This is a genomic window from Rhodoferax antarcticus ANT.BR, from assembly GCF_001938565.1.
Classification (GTDB): domain Bacteria; phylum Pseudomonadota; class Gammaproteobacteria; order Burkholderiales; family Burkholderiaceae_C; genus Rhodoferax; species Rhodoferax antarcticus.
In genome coordinates, this window is sequence record NZ_MSYM01000001.1 from 123070 (window position 1) to 149027 (window position 25958).

At 59.2% G+C, this 25958-nt stretch carries 25 protein-coding genes and 2 pseudogenes; 6 read left to right on the top strand and 21 right to left on the bottom strand.

The features are described 5' to 3' along the window. Positions 1–26: 26 nt before the first annotated feature. Positions 27–626 (bottom strand): YqgE/AlgH family protein, encoded by a 600-nt coding sequence (locus tag BLL52_RS00615; protein ID WP_075584811.1) that lies wholly within the window; start codon positions 624–626, stop codon positions 27–29. Positions 627–660: 34 nt separating this feature from the next. Here BLL52_RS00615 and BLL52_RS00620 point away from each other — a divergent pair, with 34 nt between their 5' ends. Further along, the gene (locus BLL52_RS00620) at positions 661–2136 is read left to right on the top strand and encodes a cryptochrome/photolyase family protein (protein WP_075584938.1); all 1476 of its coding nucleotides are present in this window, start codon (positions 661–663) and stop codon (positions 2134–2136) included. A 109-nt stretch (positions 2137–2245) separates the two neighbouring features. On the opposite strand, the gene BLL52_RS00625 is transcribed toward BLL52_RS00620, so the two are convergent. Genes BLL52_RS00625 through BLL52_RS00650 form a run of 6 tightly spaced genes read right to left on the bottom strand, consistent with a single transcriptional unit; the run spans position 2246 to position 12054 of the window. Then, positions 2246–8236: a hybrid sensor histidine kinase/response regulator gene (locus BLL52_RS00625; RefSeq protein ID WP_075584812.1), complete on the bottom strand. Its 5991-nt coding sequence runs from the start codon at positions 8234–8236 to the stop codon at positions 2246–2248. Between the two features lie 36 nt (positions 8237–8272). Next, positions 8273–10525, bottom strand: coding sequence for a methyl-accepting chemotaxis protein (locus BLL52_RS00630; RefSeq protein WP_075584813.1), 2253 nt, complete (start codon positions 10523–10525; stop codon positions 8273–8275). A gap of 21 nt (positions 10526–10546) precedes the next feature. Continuing rightward, positions 10547–11077, bottom strand: coding sequence for a chemotaxis protein CheW (locus tag BLL52_RS00635; protein WP_075584814.1), 531 nt, complete (start codon positions 11075–11077; stop codon positions 10547–10549). 14 nt (positions 11078–11091) lie between these two features. Beyond that, positions 11092–11457 (bottom strand): response regulator, encoded by a 366-nt coding sequence (locus BLL52_RS00640; protein ID WP_075584815.1) that lies wholly within the window; start codon positions 11455–11457, stop codon positions 11092–11094. After that, positions 11454–11855: a response regulator gene (locus tag BLL52_RS00645; RefSeq protein ID WP_075584939.1), complete on the bottom strand. Its 402-nt coding sequence runs from the start codon at positions 11853–11855 to the stop codon at positions 11454–11456. Before BLL52_RS00645 ends, BLL52_RS00640 begins: the two co-directional genes overlap by 4 nt. 46 nt (positions 11856–11901) lie before the next feature. Beyond that, complete coding sequence (locus BLL52_RS00650; RefSeq protein ID WP_075584816.1) at positions 11902–12054, bottom strand: rubredoxin; 153 nt, start codon at positions 12052–12054, stop codon at positions 11902–11904. 261 nt (positions 12055–12315) lie between these two features. Here BLL52_RS00650 and hemL point away from each other — a divergent pair, with 261 nt between their 5' ends. Beyond that, entirely contained in the window at positions 12316–13626 is a 1311-nt protein-coding gene (gene hemL, locus BLL52_RS00655) for a glutamate-1-semialdehyde 2,1-aminomutase (protein WP_075584817.1), read from the top strand. Between the two features lie 302 nt (positions 13627–13928). On the opposite strand, the gene BLL52_RS19795 is transcribed toward hemL, so the two are convergent. The 9 genes from BLL52_RS19795 to BLL52_RS00700 all read right to left on the bottom strand — a co-directional run bounded on the left by BLL52_RS19795 (position 13929) and on the right by BLL52_RS00700 (position 16752). Continuing rightward, positions 13929–14057, bottom strand: a complete 129-nt coding sequence (locus BLL52_RS19795) for a TfoX/Sxy family DNA transformation protein (protein WP_198930574.1) — start codon at positions 14055–14057, stop codon at positions 13929–13931. After that, positions 14041–14214 (bottom strand): transposase, encoded by a 174-nt coding sequence (locus BLL52_RS21915; protein WP_158025660.1) that lies wholly within the window; start codon positions 14212–14214, stop codon positions 14041–14043. Before BLL52_RS21915 ends, BLL52_RS19795 begins: the two co-directional genes overlap by 17 nt. Further along, positions 14211–14633, bottom strand: coding sequence for a transposase (locus tag BLL52_RS00670; protein WP_083633704.1), 423 nt, complete (start codon positions 14631–14633; stop codon positions 14211–14213). Before BLL52_RS00670 ends, BLL52_RS21915 begins: the two co-directional genes overlap by 4 nt. Further along, a complete protein-coding gene (locus BLL52_RS20145; protein WP_158025661.1) occupies positions 14567–15037 on the bottom strand; it encodes a helix-turn-helix domain-containing protein in 471 nt (156 codons plus the stop codon). The genes BLL52_RS00670 and BLL52_RS20145 overlap by 67 nt, the downstream gene beginning before the upstream one ends. A 163-nt stretch (positions 15038–15200) precedes the next feature. After that, on the bottom strand, positions 15201–15317 hold the full coding sequence (locus BLL52_RS21165) for a hypothetical protein (protein WP_241838941.1): 117 nt from the start codon (positions 15315–15317) through the stop codon (positions 15201–15203). Positions 15318–15453: 136 nt separating this feature from the next. After that, a complete protein-coding gene (locus BLL52_RS20150) occupies positions 15454–15705 on the bottom strand; it encodes a hypothetical protein (protein WP_139313244.1) in 252 nt (83 codons plus the stop codon). 9 nt (positions 15706–15714) lie between these two features. Then, positions 15715–16137, bottom strand: coding sequence for a hypothetical protein (locus BLL52_RS00690; protein ID WP_241838937.1), 423 nt, complete (start codon positions 16135–16137; stop codon positions 15715–15717). Positions 16138–16243: 106 nt separating this feature from the next. Next, positions 16244–16468 (bottom strand): BrnA antitoxin family protein, encoded by a 225-nt coding sequence (locus BLL52_RS00695; RefSeq protein ID WP_075584820.1) that lies wholly within the window; start codon positions 16466–16468, stop codon positions 16244–16246. Next, on the bottom strand, positions 16465–16752 hold the full coding sequence (locus BLL52_RS00700; RefSeq protein ID WP_075584821.1) for a BrnT family toxin: 288 nt from the start codon (positions 16750–16752) through the stop codon (positions 16465–16467). Before BLL52_RS00700 ends, BLL52_RS00695 begins: the two co-directional genes overlap by 4 nt. A 239-nt stretch (positions 16753–16991) precedes the next feature. Between BLL52_RS00700 and BLL52_RS21920 the strand changes: the two are divergent. After that, a pseudogene (locus BLL52_RS21920) lies at positions 16992–17264 on the top strand (phage integrase N-terminal SAM-like domain-containing protein); the annotation flags it as partial. Positions 17265–17510: 246 nt separating this feature from the next. Next, positions 17511–17693: pseudogene (locus BLL52_RS20900) on the top strand (tyrosine-type recombinase/integrase); the annotation flags it as partial. Between the two features lie 72 nt (positions 17694–17765). Here the strand turns inward: BLL52_RS20900 and purH are convergent. The 3 genes from purH to dusB form a co-directional block, all read right to left on the bottom strand. Then, positions 17766–19364 carry a bifunctional phosphoribosylaminoimidazolecarboxamide formyltransferase/IMP cyclohydrolase gene (gene purH, locus BLL52_RS00715; RefSeq protein WP_075584822.1) on the bottom strand — a complete coding sequence of 533 codons (1599 nt, stop codon included), beginning with the start codon at positions 19362–19364 and terminating at the stop codon, positions 17766–17768. 75 nt (positions 19365–19439) lie between these two features. Further along, positions 19440–19676 (bottom strand): helix-turn-helix domain-containing protein, encoded by a 237-nt coding sequence (locus tag BLL52_RS00720; RefSeq protein WP_075584823.1) that lies wholly within the window; start codon positions 19674–19676, stop codon positions 19440–19442. Beyond that, entirely contained in the window at positions 19673–20713 is a 1041-nt protein-coding gene (gene dusB / locus BLL52_RS00725; RefSeq protein ID WP_075584824.1) for a tRNA dihydrouridine synthase DusB, read from the bottom strand. Before dusB ends, BLL52_RS00720 begins: the two co-directional genes overlap by 4 nt. 213 nt (positions 20714–20926) lie before the next feature. On the opposite strand from dusB, the gene BLL52_RS00730 reads away from it, so the two are divergent. Continuing rightward, positions 20927–21397, top strand: coding sequence for a YqaA family protein (locus BLL52_RS00730; RefSeq protein WP_075584825.1), 471 nt, complete (start codon positions 20927–20929; stop codon positions 21395–21397). A 90-nt stretch (positions 21398–21487) separates the two neighbouring features. Here BLL52_RS00730 and ychF read toward each other — a convergent pair whose 3' ends face one another. Together ychF and BLL52_RS00740 are read right to left on the bottom strand one after the other, a co-directional pair. Further along, on the bottom strand, positions 21488–22573 hold the full coding sequence (gene ychF, locus BLL52_RS00735; protein ID WP_075584826.1) for a redox-regulated ATPase YchF: 1086 nt from the start codon (positions 22571–22573) through the stop codon (positions 21488–21490). A 377-nt stretch (positions 22574–22950) separates the two neighbouring features. Further along, entirely contained in the window at positions 22951–24630 is a 1680-nt protein-coding gene (locus tag BLL52_RS00740) for an AMP-binding protein (RefSeq protein WP_075584827.1), read from the bottom strand. A gap of 171 nt (positions 24631–24801) precedes the next feature. On the opposite strand from BLL52_RS00740, the gene BLL52_RS00745 reads away from it, so the two are divergent. Then, positions 24802–25923, top strand: coding sequence for an FAD-dependent monooxygenase (locus BLL52_RS00745; protein WP_075584828.1), 1122 nt, complete (start codon positions 24802–24804; stop codon positions 25921–25923). The last annotated feature ends 35 nt before the right edge of the window (positions 25924–25958 follow it).

Below are 25958 nucleotides of genomic sequence, written 5' to 3' on the forward strand. Positions count from 1 at the left end.
GGCACTTAAACGGTAAGGGGCAGACCTCAGGCATGACCTGCATCGTTGAGCAGCATCCAGGCTTCCAGCCCCAGCAGTTGCAGCGCTTGGTCGTAGCGCTGGTCTACCGGGGTGTCGAAGATCACGCGCACGTCGGCCTCGACGGTGATCCAACTGTTGTCGATCAGCTCAGACTCCAGCTGCCCCTCGCCCCAGGCCGAATAACCCAAAGAAACCATCACTTGGCGCGGGCCGGACCCGGTGGAAATGGCTTCCAGCACATCGCGTGAAGTGGTCATTTCCAGACCACCGGGGATCATCAGTGTGCAGGAGTACACCGGTTCTTCGGGCTTATCGGCGTCTTTGAAGATGGCTTCGTGCAGCACAAAACCGCGCTCGGTTTGCACCGGGCCACCGAAAAACACCGGGGCGTCGCCCAGGTCGGGGCGCAGCAAAGGCAGCTCCAACTTGTCAAACATGCCTTTGAGCGAAATCTCGCAGGGTTTGTTGATCACCAGGCCTAAAGCACCGCGGTGGCTGTGCTCACACAGGTAAACGACGCTGCGTGAAAAAAGCGGATCCTGCAGGCTGGGCATGGCGATCAAAAAATGATTCGTCAGGTTGGTGGGGGCAGAATCAGAACTCATGAAAACCATTTTAGCGACGAACACCCCCCAAGACATGCCCCACGACTTTGATACTGGATTGATGTGGTTCCGCCGCGATTTGCGCACCACCGACAACGCCACGCTGCACCAGGCACTGCGCCGCTGCCGCCAGGTGCATTGCGTGTTTATCTTTGACACTGAAATTTTGGCGGCCTTGCCGCGTATCGATCGCCGGGTGGAATTCATCCGCGAGTCATTGTCAGAACTCGATGAGGCGCTACGAAAGTTAAGCGGCCAGGCGCAAGGCGGCCTGATCGTGCGCCATGCGCTGGCCAGCGACGAGATTCCCCGCTTGGCGTGCGAGCTGCAGGTGCAGGCGGTGTTTGCCGGGCGCGACGATGAGCCACAGGCGCTGGCGCGCGACCAACAGGTAGCACATGAATTGCAAACTGCCGATATCACGCTGATCACCTGCAAGGACCATGTGATTTTTGAGCGCCGCGAGATCCTCACCCAAGGCGGCACGGTGTATGGCGTGTTTACGCCGTATAAAAGAAACTGGTTGTCGCGCCTGGCCCCCGAGGACTTGGCTGACCACCCAATTGACGCGCTGGGCCAGCGGCTGGCAGCCCGGCCCCTGGAATTTCAGGCGCGGGTTCCGACGTTGGCTGACATTGGGTTCGAGAAAAGCAACCTGAGCACCCTCAAAATCCCCACCGGCATGCATGGCGGCAGCCAGTTGTTTGAAGATTTTTTTGAGCGCATGGACAGCTACGACACCACGCGCGATTTCCCGGCCGTCAAAGGGCCGAGCTACCTGGGCGTGCATCTGCGTTTTGGCACCGTATCCATCCGCCAACTGGTGGCCACGGCCTGGCAGCGCCAGTTGGCGGGAAGCGCGGGCGCGGCGGTGTGGCTTAGCGAGTTGGTATGGCGCGATTTCTATGTGAGCATTCTGGCGAATTTCCCGCAGGTGGCGCAAAGCGCGTTCAAGCCAGAATATGACGCGATTGCCTGGGAAACCGGCCTAGAAGCGCAGGCGCTGTTTACCGCCTGGTGCGAAGGCCGCACCGGCTACCCGCTGGTGGACGCGGCCATGGCGCAAATCAACCAGACCGGCTATATGCACAACCGCCTGCGCATGGTGGTGGGCAGTTTTCTGGTGAAAGACCTGGGGCTGGACTGGCGCTGGGGTGAGCGCTACTTTGCAGAACACCTGAACGACTTTGACCTGAGCGCCAACAACGGTGGCTGGCAGTGGGTGGCCTCCAGCGGCTGCGATGCGCAGCCGTACTTTCGCATCTTCAACCCGGTGAGCCAAAGCGAAAAATTTGACCCACAAGGCAAGTTCATCCGCCGCTACCTGCCACAACTGGCAGAGCTGTCCAACAAAAGCATTCACGCGCCGTGGCTGGCAAAACCGCTGGAACTACAGGCCGCAGGTGTGACCCTGGGTGGCAACTATCCGATCCCTATAGTGCAACACGACGAGGCGCGAGCCAAGACGCTGGCACGTTACGCGGTGGTGAAAAAAATCCCGAGCGCCTGATTAACTGATGCACACCACCTGCCCAGCGTGGGCCAGTTAAGGGGCAGAGCCTTCGCTAAAAAATATACTTTTGATAGCTACTGGCGCTTATAGCGTAAGGGCTAGAAGTCTATTTGACACTTAAATGCGCGTCGCAATACCCCCGCACGAGCGCGATCAGCTCGTCTTCCGGGTACGGCTTGCCCAGGTAGTGGTTTACCCCCAACGCCCGCGCGTACTCGCGGTGCTTTTCTGCAATGCGTGAGGTGATCATGATCACCGGCAGGTCTTTGAGCAGGTCATCCGCGCGGATGTTGCGCACCAGATCAAAGCCATCCATGCGCGGCATTTCAATGTCGGCCAGCACCACGGCGGGTTTTTCCAGCTGCAGCTGCTCCAGCGCCTGCAAGCCATCTGCCGCCAGCGCCACCCGGTAGCCTTCACGCTTCAACAGCCGCTGGGTGACACGCCGCACGGTGATGGAATCGTCCACCACCAGCACCAACGGTACCTGGTTCACTGCCACGGCTGGTGTCGGCAAGGCACCCGTAGTGCCTGCGGCAACGGATGCCGCCTGCGCCGGTGCCACGGCGTGGGCGCTGGTGTAGGCATGGGCCTGCGCGCCATAAGCGCCAGCCAGCGCTACCGCGTTGTAAATCAACACCACTGCGCCAGATGCCAGCGCCGACATGCCAGCCAGGCCCGGCAGGCGCGACAACTGCGGCCCGAGGTTTTTGACCACCACCTCCTGATTACCCAGCACCTCATCCACATGCAGCGCGACAAACTGGCCCGCGCTGCGCAGGATCGCAATCGGCGCGGTCTTCACATGCGGCTCGCTGCTCACCGGCGAGGTCTGCAGCAAAGCCCCGGCCCAGTAAAACGCCAGGGCTTGCCCGTTGTAGTCAAAGGTGCCGGCCTTGTAGGCTTCGTTCAGCACCGCGACAGGAACACGGCGGATCAGTTCCACCTGGTTGGCGGGCACGCCCACAACCACCTCACCCAGGCGCAGCAGCACCACCTGGTTGACCGCCGTGGTCAGCGGCAACACCAGCTTGAACTCGGTGCCTTGCCCGGCTTGTGTGCTCAGCTCCACCCGCCCGCCCAGCGCATTCACCTCGTTGCGGACCACGTCCATGCCGATGCCACGCCCGGCCATCTCGCTGACCTCGGTCGCCGTCGACAGGCCAGAGGTAAAGATCAGGTTCGCCACCTGCTCGTCCGACAGTGTGCTGTCGGCACCCATGACCCCGTTGGCCAGCGCCTTGGCACGGATGCCCGCCAGATTCAGGCCGGCACCGTCGTCGCTGAAAGTCACCGCCACATCGTTGCTTTGCTGCTCCACATGCAGCGTTATGACACCCATCTCAGGCTTGCCCGCTGCTTTGCGCGTCGGCGCAGGCTCAATGCCGTGGCCCACCGCGTTGCGCAGAATGTGCTCGAACGCAGGCACCGCGCGGTCCAGCACGCCACGGTCCATTTCCAGCGAGCCACCCCCAATATCGAGCCTGACTGGCTTGTCAAAGTCTTTGCTGGCCTGGCGCACCACGCCGTACAGGCGCTCGGCAACACTGTCAAACTCGACCATGCGGGTGCGCAGCAAATCGCGCTGCAAATCGCGCGTCTGGCGCGCCTGGGCGGCCAGATCGTCTTCAACACCTTCCACGGCTTGCTGCAGGTTGCGTTGCACAGTGGCCACGTCGTGCACCGACTCAGCCATCATGCGGGTGAGCTCCTGCACGCGGGTGAAGCGGTCAAATTCCAGCGGGTCAAAGCTTTGCTCGGCGTCCTTGGTTTGCGCCATGCGCGACTGCATTTGCGACTCGGACTGCACCTCGATATCGCGCAACTGGCTGCGCAGGCGCGACAGGTTGCTGGTGAGCTCGTCGAGCGAGCCACGCAATTGGCCCAGCCGTGACGCCAGGCGCGAGCGTGAAATCATCACTTCGCCCGCCTGATCCACCATGCGGTCGATCAACTGCGACTTCACCCGAATGCTCTGGTTAGAGGCGCGGCGCAGCGGCGCCTCGGTCAACGCGGACAACTGCAGTGGCGCTGCAGCCGCCTCCAACGCTGGCGCCGCCGACTCATCAGCTGGCTCAGCGGTCATCTGCGACAACTCGGCGGGCACTGTTTCAGCCACTTCCGGTAGCACCAATTCCGCCAGGGGTGTGGCACGCAGGGCTTCAAAACAGTCGGTGATGGCGTCCAACCGGGCCAACAGAGGCTCAATTTGGTTGGATTGGGCGGCTTCAGCGTCAATCCGCTCAACCGCCGACTCCATGCGGTGTGCCATTTCACCCAGACGCATGGCACCTGCCAGGCGGGCGCTGCCTTTGAGGGTGTGCAAAATGCGCAAGGCCTCTTGCCGGGCGCTCAGGTTGTCCGGGTGCACGCTCCACTGACGCAGGGCGCCGCTGAGCTTGGGCAGCAATTCCAGCGCTTCCTCTTCAAAAATCGGGAACAGATCGACATCCAGCAGATCACGCGCATCCAGCGGCTCTGGTACTGACGCCAAAGGCTCTGTTGCCGGTGACAGCGGCTCTGGCTCAGGAACTATGGCAGGCGCGATATCAGGCACTTGGGGCAGCCCGGGCAACTCTGGCGAGGTTGGTGCCAACAGGTCGCCAAAGTCCAGATCGAGGTCCATCTCGGGCTCAAATTCGGGTTCGGTGGGTCGCTCGTCAAGCCAAGCGTCTTCAAGTGCCACCTGCGACGACAGATCGGTTTCCAACACCGCCTTCAAGGCCAACAGCAACTCAGGGTCAGGGTGCTTGAGGAAGCCCGCCGCGAACTGGTGCAACAAGCGCCGAATGTCCTCGGCCGCATCCACAAACAGTTGCGCGTGCTCGGGCAGGCCCGTCACGCCCAGGCGAGTGTGCTCCAGCGCATGCTCGAGTGCCCTGGCCATCTCAGAGAGATCCATGAACCCCACCGTAGCAGAGCTACCCGCCAGCGAGTGCGCCAAGCCAACCGCCGAGTCTGGCACCGGGTGCTCCAGCTCCAGCGACCATTCATTCAACTCGGTAAGCAAGCGGCGCGACCACTCGTCGGCCTCATTCAGATACACGTTGTAGAGCGGAATGCCGATACGCAGCGACCCAATCGTCTTGACCTGCTCTTCGGCCGACTCTGGCTCTGGCTCTGGCTCTGGCTCTGGCTCTGGCTCTGGCAATGCGGTTACGGCATCAACTTCTGGCAACAGCAGTTCTATCGGTAGTGCGGCCTCTTTAACGGTTTCGGGTGCGGCCTTTTCTACAAATTCTGTCTCGGTCAGTTCGGTCAGCTCAACCGTCTCGGTCAGCACTGGCTTGTCGGCCAGGTCTGCCAACTTAGGCAGCTCTGCCATCTCAATCGCGGGCGCCAGTTCAGGAAAATCAGGTACTGTCTCGGGGGCGGAAAAATCGCCAAAGTTGCTCATCAGCGTTTCGCTGAAATCAACCATCTGCGTATCGCTGAAGTCGTTGATTTGCGTGGCCAGGAAGTCGCGCCGCTCGGCAGCCGGGCCCGGCTCAGCATCAGCGGCTAACTCCGGCCATTCAGCCAGCAATTCCTCCGGCGCTTGCTCCAGCAAAACAGGCAGTAGCTCAACTCTGTCTTGCGCCAGTTCGGCGGGAACTAGCGCCTCAACGTCTTCGAGCCCTTCAACGGGCGCGGTCAGCAAGGCGCAGTCCTGCGGCACCTCAGCAACCGGTGCTGTAGGCGCAGGGAGCTCAAGCGGCACGGCAACACCTGGCAACGCCAATTCACCGCCCATGCCGTCCAAACGCAAGCTGTCCCCGGCACGCCTAAATGGCAGGGCGCGCAAGCTCTCGTCCTGGTTAGCATCAATCGCGTTGACCCAATGGCTAAACCCCTGCAAGGCCTGCTGCGCCAGCTTGACCAGCGCCGGGCTGGCTGGCGACTGCTGCGGTAACCAAGCGTTGAACACCTGCTCCATGGCCCAGGCCGCTTCGCCGAACTCGTTGAGCCCGACCATTCTGGAGCTGCCCTTGAGGGTGTGGAAGGAGCGTCGCAGGCCAGTCAGCTGCTCCATGTCGGAGGGGTTATCGTGCAAGGCTCCAACAGCACCCAGTCCGGTCTGGATGACCTCGCGCGCCTCTTCCATAAAGATGCTGCGCAACTCGACGTCATCATCACCATCATCGTCTTCTTCAACCGCTACCACGGGTGGCTGCCGAGCCACGCTGGCAGGCACCGGGGTCATGACCGTCGGCGGTGCCGGGGCTTGCGGTGCCGGGGCTTGCGGTGCCAGAGCCTGCGGTGCAGTCGCAGTTTGCGGCGTGGCAGCCACCACCGGGGCGGATGCGGTCAGCTCGGGCGCTGCTGGAGAAAGCTCAGCGACCACCTCTGCCGGACCCTTTTGACGGCCCATCACTGATCTGAATTCGCCTTCTTGCTCGTCGTAAACAAAGAGTTTTTTGGCCAGCTCTCGCTGGTAGCTCAGCATGTCAATCAGAAAACCGAGCGCGCCCAGACTATTGCCCAGCTTGTCAAACACGGCCTTGTGCGCCTGAGGTTCATCCACCTGGCTGATCAAAAAGCGCTCCACACTGGCGCGCATGCGCAGGGTGGCCAGCGCCGCTTGGTCCAGCCCCAGCACGGAGAACACGCCGCGCATCTGCGCCAGCCTGCCTGGCACTTCGTGCAACGGCACTTTGTCTTCAGGACGGCGGAAAAAGGCGTCCAGAGATGACTCGACCTCGCCCAAAGTGGTGCGTAGCTCATCGACCACGCTGCCCATCACCTGGCGGTCGCTGACCCGGCGGTAAAGCTCTTCCATCCAGGTGTCCAACGGCTCTGGTTGGGCGCCTGAGAGCACACGGTCCAGCCGCTGGGCCAAGCGGCTGCCCCGCTGCACGGTTTGTGCGCTGTCAGGGTCCCGATCTTCGTAAGCGGCTTCCAGATACAGCACGGCCGTGGCAACTTCCATGGCCAACCCGACAGGTGGCGCCATGCCTGACCGGCTGACCGAGTCCATGGCGCGCAGCAGCGCTGCAGCCAGTTCGACGTTGTCCGGGTGTAGTTTCACAATCGAATCGGCAACCATGCCAAACTGGTCAGCCGCTGCTTTGATGCGGCTGACATCACCGCCGCTCAGGCTCGACCAGGTTTCGGTAGCTGTGGCCACCCGCTTACGGGCCTGCGCGAGCACCGCCGGGTCAAAACGGCCAAATTGCGGCTTGTCGTAGTCAATATGCACCGGTGACGCAAAGTCATAGGCCAGGTGCACGGCACGCAAGGCAGGTGTGTCGTGCTCGGGCGACAGCGCCGCCTGGGCGCAGAAAAACAACAAATCGCGCACCAACCGCTCGGAAATCTCGGGCTCACCGCGTGCCAAGGTGCGGTATTGCAGCAGGACGCGGGTTGCGGCGCGCTTTTCATACAGGTCGCTGGCACATAGGTGAAACGCCACCACTTCAAAGTAGGCGGCACAAACCATCCACCAGACGCGTGGGTTCAGGTCAGTCTGGTTGGCCGCAAACCCCATGCTGATGTCGCGCAGGGCCAGGGCCGAAGGCGAGTGGCCGGTTTTCACCACATTCAAAATCGAGCCGTCAATGCGCGAGCGCACCGCCGCGTCATACGGCAAACGCCGGGCCTGGGGTGGCACGGAGACATCCAGCCAATGCCAGTCATAGGCCCACAGGTCAGCCGGGTGGATGCGGTCGTCGTTGGTCAGCGCCAGCACATCACGGTATTGGGGAAACAAGGCGACCGAAGACAAGGTCTTGCCCTTGAGCACCGCTTCCAGATAGTCGGTCAGAGCAAAACTGGCACGCTCGACCTTCTGCGCAGCCTCGTCGCTGCAAAACTCTGGCCGCTGGACAAACTTGTTGACCAGTGCCTCCATGGCGCGCAGCATCCGGGCAGGTACTTCCAGGCCAACCATCTCCAGGGCGCCCACTGCCTGGTGCAATTGCTGGCGGGCAATGCGTAGTTGGCTGGCGTCCAGCGCAGCGATATCCGAGCCCCGGGATAACTCGGCATCACGCACAAAGCGGCGCAGCGCCTGGGTGGCGCCATCCAGAGATTTGCGCAACTCATCGAGCACCCAGGCCAAAGGCCCCAAGTCTGGCTCGAGGTTGGTGATGTCGGAAGTCGGTGCAGCAGATGGCATGGATCAACCCGTCAAATGAAATGGAACTCAGGCGAATCAGGCGATGCGAAAACGCGCCACCGATTGCCGCAACTCCTCAGCCACTTTGGAAAGCTCACGCACTTGCGTCGCCGTGGAGCGGGTGCCCTCACCGGTCTGCTCGGTCACCGCGAAAATGTGCTGGATGTTCTCGGCCACCTCGTTGGCCATATCGGCCTCGCGCAAGGTGGCACCGGAAATTTCTTCAATCAGCTCGGCCAGACGCCGCGACACCTGGTCAATCTGACTCAAAGCGGTACCGGCGCTGTCTGACAGCCGGGCGCCCTCCACCACCCCTTGCGTGGAACGCTCCATGGCGCCCACCGCGTCCTGTGTGTCGGTCTGAATCGCTTTGACCAGCGCCGAGATTTGCCGGGTGGCGTCTGCCGAACGCTCAGCAAGCCGCTGCACCTCTTCGGCCACCACCGAGAAGCCGCGACCCGCCTCACCGGCTGAGGCAGCCTGGATGGCGGCGTTGAGCGCCAACACATTGGTCTGCTCGGTGATGTCGGAGATAAGTTCGGTGATTTCACCAATCTCCTGTGAGGATTCACCGAGCCGTTTGATGCGCTTGGAGGTGTCCTGAATCTGGTCACGAATGGCGTTCATGCCACCAATGGCGTTTTCTACTGCCTGCAATCCCTCAGACGCCGCCAGGAGAGACTGCCGCGCCACGCCAGCCGACTCTTGCGCCTGCGTTGACACCTGGTTGATGCGTTGGGCCATGTGGACCACCGATTGGCCGGTCTCGCGGATTTCATGCAACTGAGCCTGCGACGCGGCCAGCAGATCGGTAGAAGTCTGGTCTACCTCGGCCGTAGTGGCTGCAACCTTCGCGGCCGTGATCTGCACATTGCCAACCAGAGAACGGAGTTCCTCCACCGTGTAATTCACCGAATCTGCAATGGCCCCGGTGATGTCTTCGGTCACGGTGGCTTCCTGCGTCAGATCACCCTCAGCCACGTTTTGCAACTCGTTCATCAGGCGCAAAATAGCGGCCTGGTTGGCATCGTTGACACGCTTGGTCTGCTGCTCTTGTTGTTGCGCCTCCTGGCGCTGCAGGTTAGCGTTGGCTTGGCGCTGACGGCTGTCAAGCAACTGCACATACGACAGGCCAACAGCGCTTAGCAACGCCAGTAGGGTGGCGAAAGCCGATGCGCCCAAAGCCAGTTCGCTCAAACCACTTTGGGATGACAGTGCAGCCTGCAGAGACGCCAGTTCCTTGCGAAGCAATTCGCTGTCAGCCAGGATAGCCGCCTGAGCTTCACGGGCTGCCAGCAGGCCCTGCTGGTTGTCCAAAATGGTGGTGGCCTGCGTTTGTGTCTCGTCGAAAAGCTTGATCAGCGCCTCCAAGCGTTCACGCGTCTTGGTATCCACAGAGGCCGACAGGCGCAACTCGGCACTGCCATCGAGCAGGCCGTTGGCTATGCGCTTGAATGCGTCGATGTCTTTACCCAGCAATACAATTGCCTGCGGGCTGACACCTTCCATGGTCAGAAAAACGCTAGCAGATTTGCCGATGCGCTGCGTGAGCATGGCCAACTGACCCGCCGCAGCAATCTCGGCCGCAGGCGCGCTCTGCTGCAACTTCAAAGAGGCAATGTTTTCTGCGATCTCCAGCAAATCAGAAGATTGGCGGTTGATTAGGCGCCGTGCGGCAGCCACCTGGGTCAGGGCTTTTTGCTGCGCCATCACCGTGGCGGCATTTTTTTCAGCGCGGTTCACCAGCGGCGTGATCTTGCCCAAGGCGTCTTGCTGCAGCGCCTCATCACCTATGACCAGGCCGCGCACCGAGCTTGACAGCACCTGGGCGCTGTCGGCTACATCGGCAAATGCCTTGACATCACCCACCAGCGCCTGCGACACCGACTTGGCCAGGCGCTGCGACTGCACCAAAGACTGGCTCGTGGCACCGAACTGCTGGGCCGAGCGATCACTGTCGTTCAGGGCAAACAGCACCGAGCCGACCAACAAAACCAGTCCCAGCGCTAGAAAAAGCGACAGCAACCGCTGATGCTGGGCCACCGTCTTGCTGCCCAGCAACGCCAGTTTGATCTGAACAGCGCCCGCTTTGCCGCCTTCAAGCTTGTCGGCATCAAAAGCGCTGGTGCTTCCTTCATCCAAGGACACTTGGCGGGAGAGCTCTGAGGCAAGTTCTGACGGGGCCTGGTTGGTGGAAATATATGGCATGCCCAAACTCAGCCCGGAATCCAGATCAGAGTCCTGGGGTTTCTTCTTGAACAGATTTTTAAATAGATCAGCAACAGCCATTTGGTAACCCCGATGAGAAATTCATGCGCCGATGCTCAGGAAAGCAGGCGTTTGCGACAGCGCATACAAATCGATTTCCTGCCATTGGCGATCTTCAGAATCCAGAAAACGCTGGGTCAACCAAGGCGGTGCGTCGGGCGGCGCAGACAAGTTGCCGGTGAAAGACTCGGGCCTGCGCAAGCCCATCAAAGCGTCAACCACCAGCGCGCTGTTGACACCGGCTTGCGCATTGAGCGTCACCAACCGCGCCTGCGCCCAGGCCTGCTCAGAGCGCGCCGCCATGGTCTGAGGGTCCAGTAACACGGCCAGATCCACCACCCCAAACAAACCACCCCGCAAGTTGGCAACCCCACAAAACCACGGCTGGGTATAGGGCACCCGGGAAATGCTGGGCACCGGAAATATTTCTCCAGACTGGGACAACGGCAGCAGATAACGCCCCCCGACCATGGTCACCGCCAACCATGCCACAGAAACCGCTTGCTCCTGGGCTGACTGAAGCCTGTCGGCCAGACGGGCCTGGAGGTCTCTGAGTGCTTGTTTCTTGGTCATTAAGGTGGTGCGGGTCAGCCCAGAGCTCTGATTTTTTCCATCAACTCATCGGCTTTGACTGGCTTGGTGATGTAGTCCCGCGCCCCTTGCCGCAAACCCCAGACCCGGTCGGTCTCCAGGTTCTTGCTGGTGCACATGATGATGGGAATGTCCGCGTACTCGGGTGTGCGGTGAATAATGCGCGTCAACTGAAAGCCGTTTTTCCCCGGCATCACCACGTCCATCAAAATCAGGTCTGGCTTGGCGTTGGCCAAGTGCTTGAGGGCTTCTTCGCCGCTCTCGGCGGTGCGCACCAACATGCCGTTGCCTTGCAACAATTCGCTCAAGTACATCAACTCGGTTTTTGAGTCGTCAACAATCAATACATCACGAATGGTCACGCAACATCCCCTTGTAGCGCATCGGCATATTGCACGACGGCCTTGAGCAACTGGTCTTTGGTGAAAGGCTTGGTTAAATAGTCCTGCGCCCCCACCATGCGCCCGCGCGCCTTGTCAAACACACCGTCTTTGGAGGACAGCATAATCACCGGCACGCTGGTAAATTTGGCATTGCGCTTGATGATGGCGCAGGTTTGGTAGCCGTCCAGACGTGGCATCAGGATGTCGCAAAAAATCAGATCCGGGCGGTAGTCGCTAACTTTGGACAGTGCGTCAAAGCCATCTTCAGCCAGCATCACATCGTGCTGACCCGCTTTCAGGAAGATCTCGGCGCTGCGCCGGATGGTGTTGCTGTCATCAACCACCAGAATTTTCAAAGGGGACCCGGTTGTATTCACCCGTTTCATCTCCAGAGTTGATGTTGGAAAACTGCCTCCGCCTGTTTCAGATCCGCACCATCTCAAAATCTTCCTTGCGCGCGCCACATTCGGGACAAGCCCAGTTCAGCGGAACCTTCTCCCACGGCGTGCCTGCTGGCACGCCATTGTCAGGATCACCTACCGTTTCATCATAAATCCAGCCGCAAACCAAACACATCCAAGTCGTTGATGACGTCACGCGACAGACTCCTACGTAAGAAACCAAAAAAGACCCGCAACCCAAGGGGCAAGACACTTGCGCGCTATTCTGCCTTAAGAAATTTCGCAGCAACGCTTTTTGCGCTGCATCAGGCTGCTGGCAACCTGGCTAGGCGAGAGACAATGCAAGCTTGCGTGACTTTATGTGCACAATCTGCCACTGGCAGCCGTGCATCAGCCCGCGATGTGTTCCCTGATTTTTCACACAAACTCACTTTACATGACCACTCAAACCGACCTCAACCAAACTTTGTTCGAACGCGCCAAGCATGTCATCCCCGGTGGCGTTAACTCACCCGTGCGCGCCTTTCGCGCGGTGGGCGGCACGCCGCGGTTTATCAGCCGTGCGCAAGGCGCCTACATTTGGGACGCTAACGGCAAAAAATACATCGACTACATCGGCTCCTGGGGCCCGATGATTCTGGGTCACGGCCACCCTGCCGTGGTGGAAGCGGTACAAAAAGCGGTGCTGGAAGGTTTCTCTTACGGCGCCCCGACCGAGCGAGAGGTGGAACTGGCCGAAGAAATTTTGAAGCTCATGCCCAGCATGGACATGGTGCGCTTGGTCAGCTCTGGCACCGAAGCCGGCATGAGCGCGATTCGCCTGGCACGCGGTGCCACGAACCGCAAGACCATCCTCAAGTTTGATGGCTGCTACCACGGCCACGCCGACGCGTTGCTGGTCAAGGCCGGTTCAGGCCTGGCTACCTTTGGCCACCCCACCAGCGCAGGCGTGCCGCCTGAAGTGGTGCAACACACCATGGTTCTGGAATACAACAACGTCCAAGAGATCGAAGCGGCTTTTGCCGAGCACGGCAGCGAGATTGCCTGCGTGATCATCGAGCCGATCGCTGGCAACATGAACTTTGTGCGTGCCAGCGTGCCTTTCATGAAGCGCTGCCGCGAACTCTGCACTGCCAACGGCGCCCTGCTGATCTTGGACGAGGTGATGACCGGTTTCCGGGTGGCGCTGGGCGGCGCACAAAGCGTCTACGCCAAGTCCATCCCCGGCTTTGAGCCCGACATGACGGTGATGGGCAAGGTCATTGGTGGCGGCATGCCACTGGCAGCTTTTGGCGCCAAACGCGCGGTGATGCAACAACTGGCGCCGCTGGGCGGCGTCTACCAAGCCGGCACGCTGTCGGGCAACCCGATCGCCACCGCTTGCGGCCTGGCCACGCTCAAGGAAATCAGCAAACCCGGCTTTTACGAAGAACTGGGTCGCAAGACCGGCGCCCTGATTGACGGCCTGAAGGCCGCTGCAGCCGCCGAAGGCGTGGCTTTGACCGGCGACAGCGAAGGCGGCATGATGGGTTTCTTCCTGCTCGACACCTTGCCCACCACCTACAGCCAAGTCATGAAGACCGACGGCGCCAAGTTCAACCAACTCTTCCACGGCCTGCTGGACCGTGGCGTCTACATCGCCCCCGCCTTGTACGAAGCCGGTTTTGTGAGCGCGGCGCACACCGATGAAGACATTGCCAACACGGTAACGGCGGCCCGTGAAATTTTTAAACTGCTTCTGAAATAATAGCTGCTAGCGCTTTATTTATAAGGGCTAGAGGCCTATTTTTCATATAAGGGAATCCTATCGACAGTGGTTTTGTCCTGCTCCAGGCCGACGACAGGGTTGACGTTCTCAGGTCCATGCTCGCGGGGAAATGGGTTGGTGGCGCCAAGGTCGTACTGTCAACACTGAAGCTGGTGCGCTTACCGCCGCCCCACGCGAATGGGGCCTGCGCCCGCCAACCCCACCACCTGCCTTCAACGGTTTTAGAGGCGGTTGGGCTGGCAAGGGAGCGCAGCGGAATTCCCCTCCGGTAAAGCGCCTTGTTAGTCGACTTGCGCTTTGAGTTGCTGTTTTCTTTTTTCACCAAGTTCATTCCAGTGCTTGTCAGTCAAAGCGCCTTCAAATGAATAAGCTATTAATATTAAGTTAAATACGTCAAAAGTTAAATTCATATTTGGACCCAAAGTTGTCAAGTATGTCACCAACATCAGCCTCCAAGGTTTCGCTGTCGCGACAATTGGCGGACATCCAGGTGTATTTCATCAGGTGCCAAAGCTTTTTAATGCGATTAAGCTCCGGACTATACGAAGGGAGAAAATAAAGTGTCACACCTTGTTTTCCAGCAAAGCCATGATTGGCTTGGTCGCCTTCGCTTTGTGAACTGATGCATTGTCAATGATGACGGTTATTTTCTTCCCAACGTGTTCCTTGAGCAAGCCAATGAATCCAGCAAATATTTCTGCCGTTGTAGATTGCCAAATTTTGGCGCTGAATAGTTCCCCGGTGGACAGCATGGCAGCCAGCACGTTGAGCCGTTTTCCGCGTTTGGCCTCACTCAAATGACGACTTCCTTTGGGTGTCCAAGCGCTGCGATTGGGGTGTACTTGCGAGAATCCTGCCTCGTCACAGTAGGCCAACACCATCTCACCCGCAGCGGCTTGCGACCGCAGTCCAGCGATCCCTACTTGGGCAGATCTGAAAGCGGCTTCGTCTCTTTTTTTTTGAGTGATGAACGTGTGCGTTTCCATACAAATTGGGCCTTCTTCAATGCCTGGGTCAGTGTGTTCAGATGCACCAAAGTGCCGCCGGCGTCGACGTGTTTGGCCAACAGCGCCTTGGCTGTTAATGGCTCCTTCTCTGCCGCGTCCAAGAGCCTTTCAAGTTGCTCTGGGGTGATCTTCCTTGGCGCGCCACTGCGAGGTGCATCAACCAGCGACTCAAAACCACGCTTGAGCCAATCCATACGCGTCAAGCCGACTGTGCGAATATCTATGCCAACAGTTTCAGCAATCACTTTCATGGATAGTCCATCATCAAAGAGAATCAATGTTTTGGCGCGTTCACGCTCACGCCAGTTTGAACCACGATCAATAATATGTTGCAGCTGGAATCGCTCTTGCGGGAGTAAAGTTAACGTCACCTTCTTTGCCAATTGAAACTCCAGTTATATTGGAGAATAGATTATAAATGGAATTAGTATAATCCAATTTTATATGCGTATTTAATTTAACATTTTTAGCTTATCGGGTTGCCTTTCTTGCGCTAATGATTCGAATGCTATTGCGACGCACCGTGTGAACGACTACCAGAGGCCGCTATTTGTTTGAGATTCCGTAGATCCGACTTCGTTCCTTAACTTCGGTGTGATCTGTATCCGAAAAAGTCAAGGCTAGAGTATCTCCAAAAACGCTGACCGCCTCGTCGAACGACACGCCATGCTTGTGCAAGTTGCTCGCCGCTTTTTGATCATCCCATTCGAAATTGAACAAGTGAGTTACTCGAGAGGTTTAACGTAGAAATGTCGGGCACGTTTTTGTGTCCCAGTCGATTGGCAAGTTAAAGGTCATGCTAGCGATTGCGGATCTCGATGATATTGTCGGAATCGCGAACGAGGGGTTGGGCGGCAGCGCCGGGCGAAACACACCTGAATTGCAACTCTGCAGAGCCGAGTCGTCTTGGCATCGCTGGCGTAGTAGTCACATTCAGTGCATCGACTTCAAGTCCCTTTGCGCGACAAAAGGTGTTGGCTTCACCATAGACCTCTGCCTTATTGCTGAGTGAAACACCGATCCCGGGCGACCCATCTTTCTTGCCAATCATGTAGGAATCTCAGTCCATTGGAATGACTCCAGTGCTCGCGCAACCAGTGAGCATCGAGGCGCGGGCATGGCTCTTGAGGCGAAGTCTTGGCATGACAGCGAAGACCAACAACAGAGCGATGTACACCGACCCGGAGACCTTGTCTCTGGAGGCGATGAACTCTGCCAAGGTTCGGTTCTGGAGGACGGTCGCCAGTGCGAGTTCTGCCGCAACCGAGAGGACCAGCGCCAGAACCCCAACCATCAGTGACCGACTCGGTTGGCAAATAGTTGGAAAGCGCTTAAGGATGTACCCCGCTGCGATGAAGATCACGGTGGCCATGATTGGCATTTCCGCGAGTTCCGCCCAGCGCTCGCCGATACGCGGAACAAGGAACGGAACCCGGAAGACACCCAGCACAAAACCTGTGCCAAGCACGATGGCGAAGTACACGAGGCCTGCCTGTATGGTCTTTGACACTGGAGCGCTCAGCAAAGGTGGGTTCTGCGAGGCCTAACGTGGAAACAACCGCGCCGCAGGCTGCGCGATGATTGCCATGTTAAACAGCCTGAGGCCAATTGATCTGCACTTTTCGACTATTGGCAAGGCAGTCGCGCAGGTACAAATTAATGAGGCTCTGATACGGCACACCAGCTTCATCGGCCATACCTTTGAAATACTGCACCACGTCTTCAGACAGACGCATCGTTACAGGCTTTTTCAGCTTCGAAGCATAGGGATTTTTGCGCGACTTCAGTTTAGAGAGATCGTATTCTGCTTTCATGTGTGTACACCTCGATAAAACGCGCTTTCACGCTTGGTTGCCTTACGTGCGGAGATGATCCGAATAGTCGCACCGTGGTCTCGCTCGCAATGACAGACGATGAGTAACTTTGCGCCTGAACTCATCCCCAACATCAGAAAGCGCTTTTCACCGGAAGATTGCTCATCATCGAAGAACTGAACGCCAAACTCGTCAAAAAAAATCGACTTGGCCTCGTCAAACGACACATGATGCTTTTTCATGTTAGCCGCGGCTTTAGCCTCATCCCATTCAAATTCAACCATACGTACATTGTACGTATACTTTTTCGAAATTCAAGTCGCTAAAGGGGAGCGGTTTAACGTGGAGCTAAGTGGCGTGCCGAAGGCGCGTCCCAGCGACCGGAGAGAGTGAACTTGAGCGCAGGGTTGGACGAAGCCGCTACGCGGAGCAATCCCCAGCAGCAGCCCCACGAATTATTCTGCAATCTCGCGCCCTCAATACCGAGGCGTGACTTTGCACAACTTCGTGAGGATATTCCAGCATAGACACCACCCCCCCCGTCGGCGCCAGTGCGCACTTTGATCGGCAATACCAGACGCATCTCAAACACCTCAAACTCAAAGGACTGCAACCCAAAACCATTGACGCCTACGCGCGCGCCATTCGCAACCTCGGTGCCTACTTTGCCTACGACATCGACACCCTGTCGCAATCCCAACTCGTCGACTACTTCAGCGACCTGATCGAGTCGCACTCCTGGAGCGCCGTCAAACTCGACCTGTGTGGCCTGAAGTTCTTCACCGTTCATGTGCTGCGCAAGCCTTGGGTCATGCCCCATCTTATCAAGCCACCCAAGGTGGCTCGCCTGCCCGACATCGTCACCGTCGAAGAAGCGCAAAAACTGTTTGGCGCCACCCGCACCCTGAGCTACCGGGTGTTCTTCTTCATCCTGTACAGCCGGGGGCTTGGCCGCTGCCAGCCGCGCGCCCAGTCCCCTGGACCGGGGTGGCGTGCAGAACACTTTGCGCCAGGTGGCACTGGATTGCGGGCTAAAAAAAAGATCATGCCACACAGCTTGCGCCATTCATTTGCAACACACCTGCTGCAGGCCGGCACTGACATTCGGACGGTGCAAGAGCTGCCGGGCCACAGCGATGTCAGCACCACCATGATTTATACCCATGTGCTCAAAGTGGCGGCAGGTGGCACGGCATCGCCGTTGGATTCACTTTTGTCAATCTAATGACCGGTATCGAGGAAGAACGCGACCGGCTACTAGTTGCCAGTAGTTGCCGAGCGCGCCCAGCCGCAGAGTTCAGTGCCTGAAGTGCCGAACGCCAGAGAACACCATCGCCACACCGCGCTCGTCGGCGGCGTCGATCACTTCCTGGTCGCGCATTGAGCCGCCGGGCTGGATGATGCAGGTGGCGCCTGCGTCCACCACCACGTCCAGGCCATCACGGAACGGGAAGAACGCGTCGCTGGCCACCGCCGTGCCGGTCAGGCTCAGGCCAGCGGCTTGCGCCTTGATGCTGGCGATACGGGCTGAGTCCAGTCGGCTCATTTGCCCGGCGCCCACGCCCATGGTCATGCCGCCTTTACAGAAAACGATGGCGTTGCTCTTGACGAACTTGCCTATCTTCCAAGCAAACAGCAAGTCTTGCAGTTGCTCTGCCGTGGGTTGCACCTTGGTGACGACTTTCAGGTCGGCCAGCGTAAGTTCGTGGTTGTCGGCGGTTTGCATCAGCAGGCCGGAGCCCACGCGTTTGATGTCCGTGGCGTTGCGGCCATTGGCCCAGTCGGTGGTGCCACCGGGTGGCAATGCGATTTTCAGGATACGCACATTCACCTTGGTTTTGAACACGGCCAGCGCCTCGGGGGTGAAGTCCGGGGCCATCAGCACTTCAATGAACTGCTTCGACATTTGTAGCGCTGCCGCCTCGTCCAGCGTGCAGTTGACGGCAATGATGCCGCCAAAAGCTGAGGTTGGGTCGGTTTGGAACGCCTTGCTGTAGGCCTGCAACGCGTCTGTGCCCACCGCCACGCCGCAGGGGTTGGCATGTTTGACGATGACACACGCTGCGCCATCTACTGAACCGTCAAAACTCTTGACGCATTCCCACGCCGCATCAGCGTCGCCAATGTTGTTGTAGCTGAGTTCCTTGCCCTGCAACTGCACGGCAGTGACCAGCGAGCCCGGTGCCGGATGCAGGTCGCGGTAGAACGCGGCGCTCTGGTGCGGGTTTTCGCCGTAGCGCAGGTCTTGCAGCTTGATGAAGTTGCTGTTGGTCTGTGCCGGAAACAGCGCCAGCGCGGGTGCGCTGGCCGTTTCGTCGAAGCTAATCGCCGACAAATAGTTGCTGATGGCCGCGTCGTACTGGGCCACGCGGTTGAACGCAGCCACGCTCAGCGCAAATTTGGTGGCCAGGGTGAGCTGGCCGCTGGCCTGGAGCTCTGCCAGCACCTGCGGGTACTGCGTTGCGTCAGTGATCACACCCACGTCTTTCCAGTTTTTAGCGGCACTGCGCACCATGGCGGGGCCGCCGATGTCGATGTTCTCGATGGCGTCTTCCAGGGTGCAGCCGGGTTTGGCCACGGTGGCCTCAAAAGGGTAGAGGTTAATCACCGCCAGGTCGATGGTGTCGATGGCGTGGGCCTTGAGTGCGGCCATGTGCGCGGGCACATCGCGGCGGGCCAGCAGGCCGCCATGCACTTTGGGGTGCAGGGTTTTCACGCGGCCATCGAGCATCTCCGGGAAACCTGTCACCTCGGCCACTTCGGTCACTGGCAAGCCTTGGTCAGCCAGCAGCTTGGCAGTGCCACCGGTAGAGATGAGCTTGATGCCCAACGCGTGCAGGGCCTGGGCAAATTCAACGATGCCGGTTTTGTCGGAGACAGATAAAAGTGCGTTCATGGTGTCCAAGCTGATAAAAAGATAAATTTATAAGAAATCGGCCTCTAGCCCTTATGAATAAAGCGCTAGCAGCTATCAATCAATGAGCTTATGCTCAAGCAGTTTCTTGCGCAGGGTGTTGCGGTTCAGGCCCAGCCACTGCGCCGCTTTGGACTGGTTGTGGTCGGCACGCTCCATCACCACCTCCAGCAAGGGCTTTTCGACCACGCTGATGAGCATGTCATACATGCGCTCAGGCTCACTGGCACCCAGGTCGCACAGATAGCCCTCCAGGTTGCTGCGCACACATTCTGCGATGTGTAGGGGTTTCATGGTGTTGTCTCCAAATTCACGGGGGTGTAACTCGACACGTGAGCGGGCAGGCGGTCCATGTGCTCATGCATGGCATCGAAAAAGTAGGCCACGACGGCGAGTTGCTGGGCGCTGTCGTCCAGCGTATTGATGTGCGCGCGGAAGGCTTCGCCGCCCGGCAGCGCCGTAACGTACCAGCCAATGTGCTTGCGCGCGATGCGCACACCCAGGTACTCGCCATACAGCGTGTAATGATCTTGCAAATGGTCCAGCAGCAGGTGCTTGACCTCGCCCACCAGCGGCGGCGCCAGCAGTCGGCCGGTGGCCAGAAAGTGACTGATGTCACGAAAAATCCATGGCCTGCCTTGCGCTGCGCGGCCAATCATCACCGCATCGGCACCAGTGGCCAGCAGCACCGCCTGGGCTTTTTGCGGGCTGTCGATGTCGCCATTGGCCACCACCGGCACATTCACCGCAGCCTTCACGGCGGCGATGGTGTCGTATTCCGCAGGGCCCTTGTAGCCCTGCTCGCGGGTGCGGCCATGCACAGTGAGCATTTGCACGCCCGCGGCCTCAGCCTGACGCGCCAACGTGACCGCGTTTTTGTGCGACTGGGCCCAGCCGGTACGCATCTTCAAGGTGACCGGCACACCCAGTGGCGCACAGGCTTGCACCACCGCGGCAACGATGTCGATGGCCAGGCGCTCGTCTTGCATCAGGGCCGAGCCGGCCCATTTGCTGCACACTTTTTTGGCCGGGCAGCCCATGTTGATATCGATGACCTGCGCGCCACGGTCAATGTTCAGGCGCGCCGCGTCGGCCATCATCTGCGGCTCAGTGCCGGCAATCTGGACCGCGATCACGCCAGACTCGCCGGCATGGTCCGCCCGGCGAACGGTTTTGGCACAGGCTTGCAAATCAGGGCGACTGGTGATCATCTCGCTCACTGCGTAGCCCGCGCCCAGGCGCTTGCACAGTTGGCGAAAGGGCCGGTCCGTGACACCCGCCATGGGGGCCACGAAACAGGCGTTGGGCAACGAGAACGGACCGATCTTCATGCTGGCAGCGTGCGGTTTATGAAAAGATAAATAAGTTGGGCCGCCATGCGCGTCGCGTCAACTGGTGGTCAACAAGGCGTCGTAGTCGGGGGTTAGGAGAAGATTCTAACTGCCTAAAAAAGCAGCACTTTTTGATAGCGAGCCTGCCTGACGCGACGCCGTCCGGACAATTTATAGGGACTGTGCGCAGGCAGCTTCTTATACTGCCGCCCCATGGACGCTTGGCTCGATCCCCTCCTCACTTGGCTGGCTTTGCCGCAATATGGCCTGAGCAGCCTGTTTGTGGTGTCGTTTCTGTCAGCCACGCTGCTGCCCATCGGCTCGGAGCCAGCGGTGTATGGCCTGATCAAACTCAGCCCACACCTGTTTTGGCCCGTCATTGCAGTAGCCACAGTGGGCAACACGCTGGGCGGCGCGGTGAGTTGGTGGATGGGGCTGGGGTCGCACAAGGTGGTGGACAAATTCAGCCACTCCGGGCACCACCTGCGGGTGCTGGTCTGGCTGGAAAAACTGGGGCCCAAAGCTTGCCTGCTGGCCTGGCTGCCGCTGGTGGGCGACCCGCTGTGCGCGGTGGCGGGCTGGCTCAAGCTGCCGTTCTGGCCGTGCCTGGCTTACATGGCTTTGGGCAAGCTGGCGCGCTATGTGGTAATGACGTCGGCGCTGGTGGGTGTTTTTGGTGGCTGACGCGACAACCGGCAGTTGCATGCGCCGGTTGTTACTATTAATTAGATAGCTCTCACCGCTTATTTCATAAGGGCTAGAGGCCGATTTTCCTTAAGAGCTGAAAAGGAAATTCATCACGTCGCCGTCCTTGACGACGTAGTCTTTGCCTTCGGCGCGCATCTTGCCGGCATCTTTGGCGCCCTGCTCGCCTTTGAAGCTGATGAAGTCTTCATAGGCAATGGTCTGGGCGCGGATGTAGCCCTTCTCAAAGTCGGTGTGGATCACGCCAGCGGCCTGCGGGCCGGTGTCGCCTTTGTGAATGGTCCAGGCGCGCACTTCTTTGACACCGGCGGTGAAGTAGGTTTGCAGGCCCAGCAGGTCGTAAGCGGCGCGGATCAGGCGGTTCAAGCCTGGCTCGTGCAAGCCCAGTTCTTCCAGAAACATCAGGCGGTCTTCGTCGGCCATATCGGCCATGTCGGCCTCCAGTTTGGCGCAAATCGCCACCACAGGCGCGTTTTGTGCGTGGGCGTAGTCGGTGAGGCGGTCCAGAAACGGGTTGTTGGTGAAGCCGTCTTCCGACACGTTGGCGACAAACATCGCCGGTTTGGCGGTGATTAAAAAGAATTGCTTCAGCAATGGCCACTCGTCCTTGCTGAAGTCGAGCGTGCGCACCGGCTTAGCTTCATTGAGGCCTGCTTGACATTTTTCCAGCAACGTGACCAGCTTGGCCGAATCTTTGTCGCCGGAGCGCGCCAGCTTGGTCACCCGGTGCAAGGCTTTTTCAACCGCTGCCAGGTCCGCCAGACACAGCTCGGTCTGGATGACTTCAATGTCGTCAATGGGATCGACCTTGCCGGCCACGTGGATCACGTTGTCGTCTTCAAAACAGCGCACCACGTTGATGGTGGCGTCGGTCTCGCGGATGTGCGCCAGAAACTTGTTGCCCAAGCCTTCACCGGTGCTGGCGCCAGCCACCAAGCCGGCAATGTCGACAAACTCGACGATGGCGCGCTGCACTTTTTGCGGATTGACGATGGCGGACAAGGCGTCCAACCGGGCGTCTGGCACTTCCACAATGCCGACATTGGGCTCAATCGTGCAAAAGGGATAATTTTCGGCCGCAATACCCGCTTTGGTCAGTGCGTTGAACAGGGTCGATTTACCGACGTTGGGCAAGCCCACGATGCCACATTTCATAAAAGTCCTTTGAAATCAAGTATCCAGATTGCACCATTGCGCCCAATGCGGGCAACGTGTCAGTGCCGGACCCGCGCTGGGCGGGTCGCAAAGCCGGTCAAGCCGAACTGGCCAAACCCGCGCATTTGCAGCCGGTTTTGGCCTGGTTGTGTCCCGGAAAAGCTGCAGCGATTGTAGTGATCAGCGAATCCCTGCGGCGTCAGGCTGCCAGAACCGATGGGTGGCGCTTAGAAGGGGGCAGATTGCGCGTGCTGTCGCTGATCTTGGATCGCCGCTTTGCTACTGGCTTGGCAGTCAGCATGACCAAATTCGGCGCAGATGCCGCCTGCGTTCAAGCAATCCGACTATCGATTGGACGTTCTGTCACTGAGACAACGCTATTGCGATGCGTCCGTTGGCGCAACACGCAACTCGCGGCGCAAGATCTTGCCGACATTGGACTTTGGTAGCGGCTCGGTGCGGAACTCGACAATGCGCGGCATCTTGTAGCCCGTCAGATGCTGCCTGCAGTGCGCGAGCACTTCAGCCTCTGTCAGTTCAGTTTTTTGGCGCACGATCACGGCTTTGACTGCCTCGCCCGAACGCTCGTCGGGAACGCCAATCACGCCAGCCTCCAGTACGCCGGGGTGCATCGTCAGCACGTCCTCAATTTCGTTCGGAAACACCTTGAAACCCGAGATCACGATCATGTCTTTTTTGCGGTCGGTGATGCGAATGCTGCCGCGTTCATCCATCACCCCCATGTCACCCGTGAGCATCCAGCCATCGGCGGTAAACATGTTGGCCGTTTCTTCGGGTCGGTTCCAGTAGCCTTTCATGATCTGCGGGCCGCGCAAGCCGATCTCGCCGACTTGGCCCAGCGCGACCGGCACGCCATCTTCGTCAAGGATGGTTGCATCGGTGCTTGGCACCGGAACACCAATCTGACCGCTCCATTCTTGGACCGTGACGGGGTTTGCAATCGCCACCGGCGCACTTTCAGTCAGGCCGTAGCCTTCAACCAAGGACACACCCGCCCTCTGATTCCAGCGATGCGCCACCACTTGCTGCACCGCCATGCCACCGGCCACGGTGAGCTTCAATCGACTCAGATCGACATCGGCGAAGTCTGGCGCATCAAGTAGCGCTCTAAACAGCGTGTTCACGCCGATGATCGCGGTAAAGCGCGTCTGCTTGAGCACCTTCAGAAACGCGGGCATGTCGCGTGGGTTGGCAATCAGCACCGCCAGCGCACCTTTGCTGAAGAATGACAGCGTGCCTGTCAGGGCGAACACGTGGTACAGCGGCAGCGGGATGATCAAGGTCTCTTCGCCGTCGTTGAGGTTCGGCGACATCCATACGGCCACTTGGAGGACATTGGCCACCATGTTACCGTGGCTGAGCATCGTGCCCTTGGCCACGCCGGTGGTGCCTCCGGTGTATTGCAGAAAGGCCAGATCGTCGTGGGTCAGCACCACGTCTTGCAGTGCCTGCGCGCGGCCGGACGACAACACCTCTTTGAAATCGATCGCACCCTCCAGCTGCCATGGCGGTACCATCTTTTTCACATACTTGACCACGGTGTTCGTCAGTAACCGCTGAAGCGTGGGTAGCAGATCACCTACCTGCGTTGTGATCACGGTGCGTATCGGTGTGGTTTGAACCACCTGCGCCAGGGTGTGTGCAAAGTTTTCCAGCACAACGATGGCGGTTGCGCCACTGTCTTTAAGTTGGTACGCGAGCTCTCGGGGGGTGTACAGCGGGTTGACATTGACCGCCACCATGCCCGCACGCAGCACCCCAAACAATGCAACGGGGTATTGCAAGAGGTTAGGCATCATCAGCGCCACACGGTCACCGCGTTGCAGTTTTGCCACCTTTTGTAGCCAAGCGGCAAAGGCGCGACTTGCGTCGTCGATTTGCCGAAACGACAAGGTCGTGCCCATCGAGCTATAGGCTGGCAAATCAACAAAGCGCGCACAGGTGACCTCAAACATGTCTTTGAGCGAAGAATATCGTTGGATATCGATCTCGACGGGAACGCCGGCCGGGTATTGGCCTAGCCAAGTCTTGTTCATGGATTCCTCTTCCCTGTGATATTTGGAATCATAGGGCTGGGTAGGCACTAGATGTGTGCAGCATCCCGCAATGGTAATCAAAAGGGGCAAGTGGCCCCAGACCCCACCGGCCCAAGCGGCTAAACCCCGGATGCCCCTTAGGCCACCACGGCACTTCTACAATTGCTTCCCATGAAAAACCAATATGACATCTGCATCCGGGGCGGCGGGATTGTGGGCCACACGCTGGCCCTGCTGCTGGCGCGCGAACGCTTGAGCGTCGGGCTGGTGGCCCAAAGCCCGGTGCGCCCGACGCCCGGCGGGCCAGACGTGCGGGCCTACGCGCTGAACGCCAAATCCAAAGCGCTGCTGGAGTCGGTGCGTTGCTGGCCCAGCCCGCAGCACGCCACGCCGGTCACACAGATGCGGGTGCTGGGTGACGACGGGGGCGAGGTGAACTTCTCAGCCGAAGCGCTAAACGTTTCGGCCCTGACCTGGATTGTGGATGTGCCGCTGCTCGAGGCGCGGTTGGCTGAAGCGATGCGGTTTCAGCCACAGATCGAGGTAATTGACTGCCCCAAGCCCGCGACCCTGACGGTGGTGTGTGAAGGCAAAGACAGCCGCACCCGCGCCGAACTGGGCGTAACGTTTGAGGTAACGCGCTACCCGCAGCGCGCCATAGCCGCCCGCCTGACCACCGAGCAAGCGCACGGCCAAACCGCCCGGCAGTGGTTTACCCAAGGCGAAATCCTGGCCTTTTTGCCGCTGGACGGCGAGCAGGGTCACACCGTGGGCATTGTCTGGTCGGTGAAAGAAAGCCGGGTAGACGCATTGATGCAAGCCAGCGAAGAAGCCTTTTGCGCGGAGTTGGGCCAGGTCAGCGGCCAGTGTTTAGGCGGCCTGAAACTGTCCAGCGAGCGCGTTGCCTGGCCGCTAGTCGCAGCGCAGGCCAGCCGCTGGATTGGCTCCACGCCTGAAGGTAAATCCTGGGCGCTGGCGGGTGACGCCGCCCATGCGGTGCATCCGCTGGCAGGCCAGGGTCTGAATCTGGGCCTGGGCGACGTCGCCGATCTGGCCAGCCTGCTGCACAGCCGGGCCTACTGGCGCCCGGTGAATGACAACAAATTGCTGCGCCAGTACCAGCGCGCGCGCCGTGCCGAGGTCAGCGCCACCGCGCTGGCTATGGATAGCCTGCAGCAACTTTTTTCCAGTACCAGCCCCACTTGGCAAGCCCTGCGCAACTGGGGCATGAATGGGTTTGAGCGCAGCAGCCTGGCCAAGCAATGGGCGGCCCGTTACGCCATGGGCTTGTAAGCCGTTTCGACTTTTTTGAACCTTATCTGGACAGA

Coding starts and splice junctions, on each gene's coding strand:
- BLL52_RS00635 (WP_075584814.1), bottom strand. CDS start 11,077: ATGACCAAGAAACAAGCACTCAGAGACCTCCAGGCCCGTCTGGCCGAC.
- BLL52_RS00700 (WP_075584821.1), bottom strand. CDS start 16,752: ATGGTTGAATTTGAATGGGATGAGGCTAAAGCCGCGGCTAACATGAAA.
- BLL52_RS00625 (WP_075584812.1), bottom strand. CDS start 8,236: ATGCCATCTGCTGCACCGACTTCCGACATCACCAACCTCGAGCCAGAC.
- BLL52_RS00630 (WP_075584813.1), bottom strand. CDS start 10,525: ATGGCTGTTGCTGATCTATTTAAAAATCTGTTCAAGAAGAAACCCCAG.
- BLL52_RS00650 (WP_075584816.1), bottom strand. CDS start 12,054: ATGTGTTTGGTTTGCGGCTGGATTTATGATGAAACGGTAGGTGATCCT.
- BLL52_RS00720 (WP_075584823.1), bottom strand. CDS start 19,676: ATGAAACCCCTACACATCGCAGAATGTGTGCGCAGCAACCTGGAGGGC.
- ychF (WP_075584826.1), bottom strand. CDS start 22,573: ATGAAATGTGGCATCGTGGGCTTGCCCAACGTCGGTAAATCGACCCTG.
- BLL52_RS00730 (WP_075584825.1), top strand. CDS start 20,927: ATGGACGCTTGGCTCGATCCCCTCCTCACTTGGCTGGCTTTGCCGCAA.
- BLL52_RS00745 (WP_075584828.1), top strand. CDS start 24,802: ATGAAAAACCAATATGACATCTGCATCCGGGGCGGCGGGATTGTGGGC.
- BLL52_RS00695 (WP_075584820.1), bottom strand. CDS start 16,468: ATGAAAGCAGAATACGATCTCTCTAAACTGAAGTCGCGCAAAAATCCC.
- BLL52_RS00615 (WP_075584811.1), bottom strand. CDS start 626: ATGAGTTCTGATTCTGCCCCCACCAACCTGACGAATCATTTTTTGATC.
- BLL52_RS00620 (WP_075584938.1), top strand. CDS start 661: ATGCCCCACGACTTTGATACTGGATTGATGTGGTTCCGCCGCGATTTG.
- hemL (WP_075584817.1), top strand. CDS start 12,316: ATGACCACTCAAACCGACCTCAACCAAACTTTGTTCGAACGCGCCAAG.
- BLL52_RS20150 (WP_139313244.1), bottom strand. CDS start 15,705: ATGATTGGCAAGAAAGATGGGTCGCCCGGGATCGGTGTTTCACTCAGC.
- BLL52_RS00670 (WP_083633704.1), bottom strand. CDS start 14,633: ATGGAAACGCACACGTTCATCACTCAAAAAAAAAGAGACGAAGCCGCT.
- dusB (WP_075584824.1), bottom strand. CDS start 20,713: ATGAAGATCGGTCCGTTCTCGTTGCCCAACGCCTGTTTCGTGGCCCCC.
- purH (WP_075584822.1), bottom strand. CDS start 19,364: ATGAACGCACTTTTATCTGTCTCCGACAAAACCGGCATCGTTGAATTT.
- BLL52_RS19795 (WP_198930574.1), bottom strand. CDS start 14,057: ATGAATTTAACTTTTGACGTATTTAACTTAATATTAATAGCTTATTCA.
- BLL52_RS00740 (WP_075584827.1), bottom strand. CDS start 24,630: ATGAACAAGACTTGGCTAGGCCAATACCCGGCCGGCGTTCCCGTCGAG.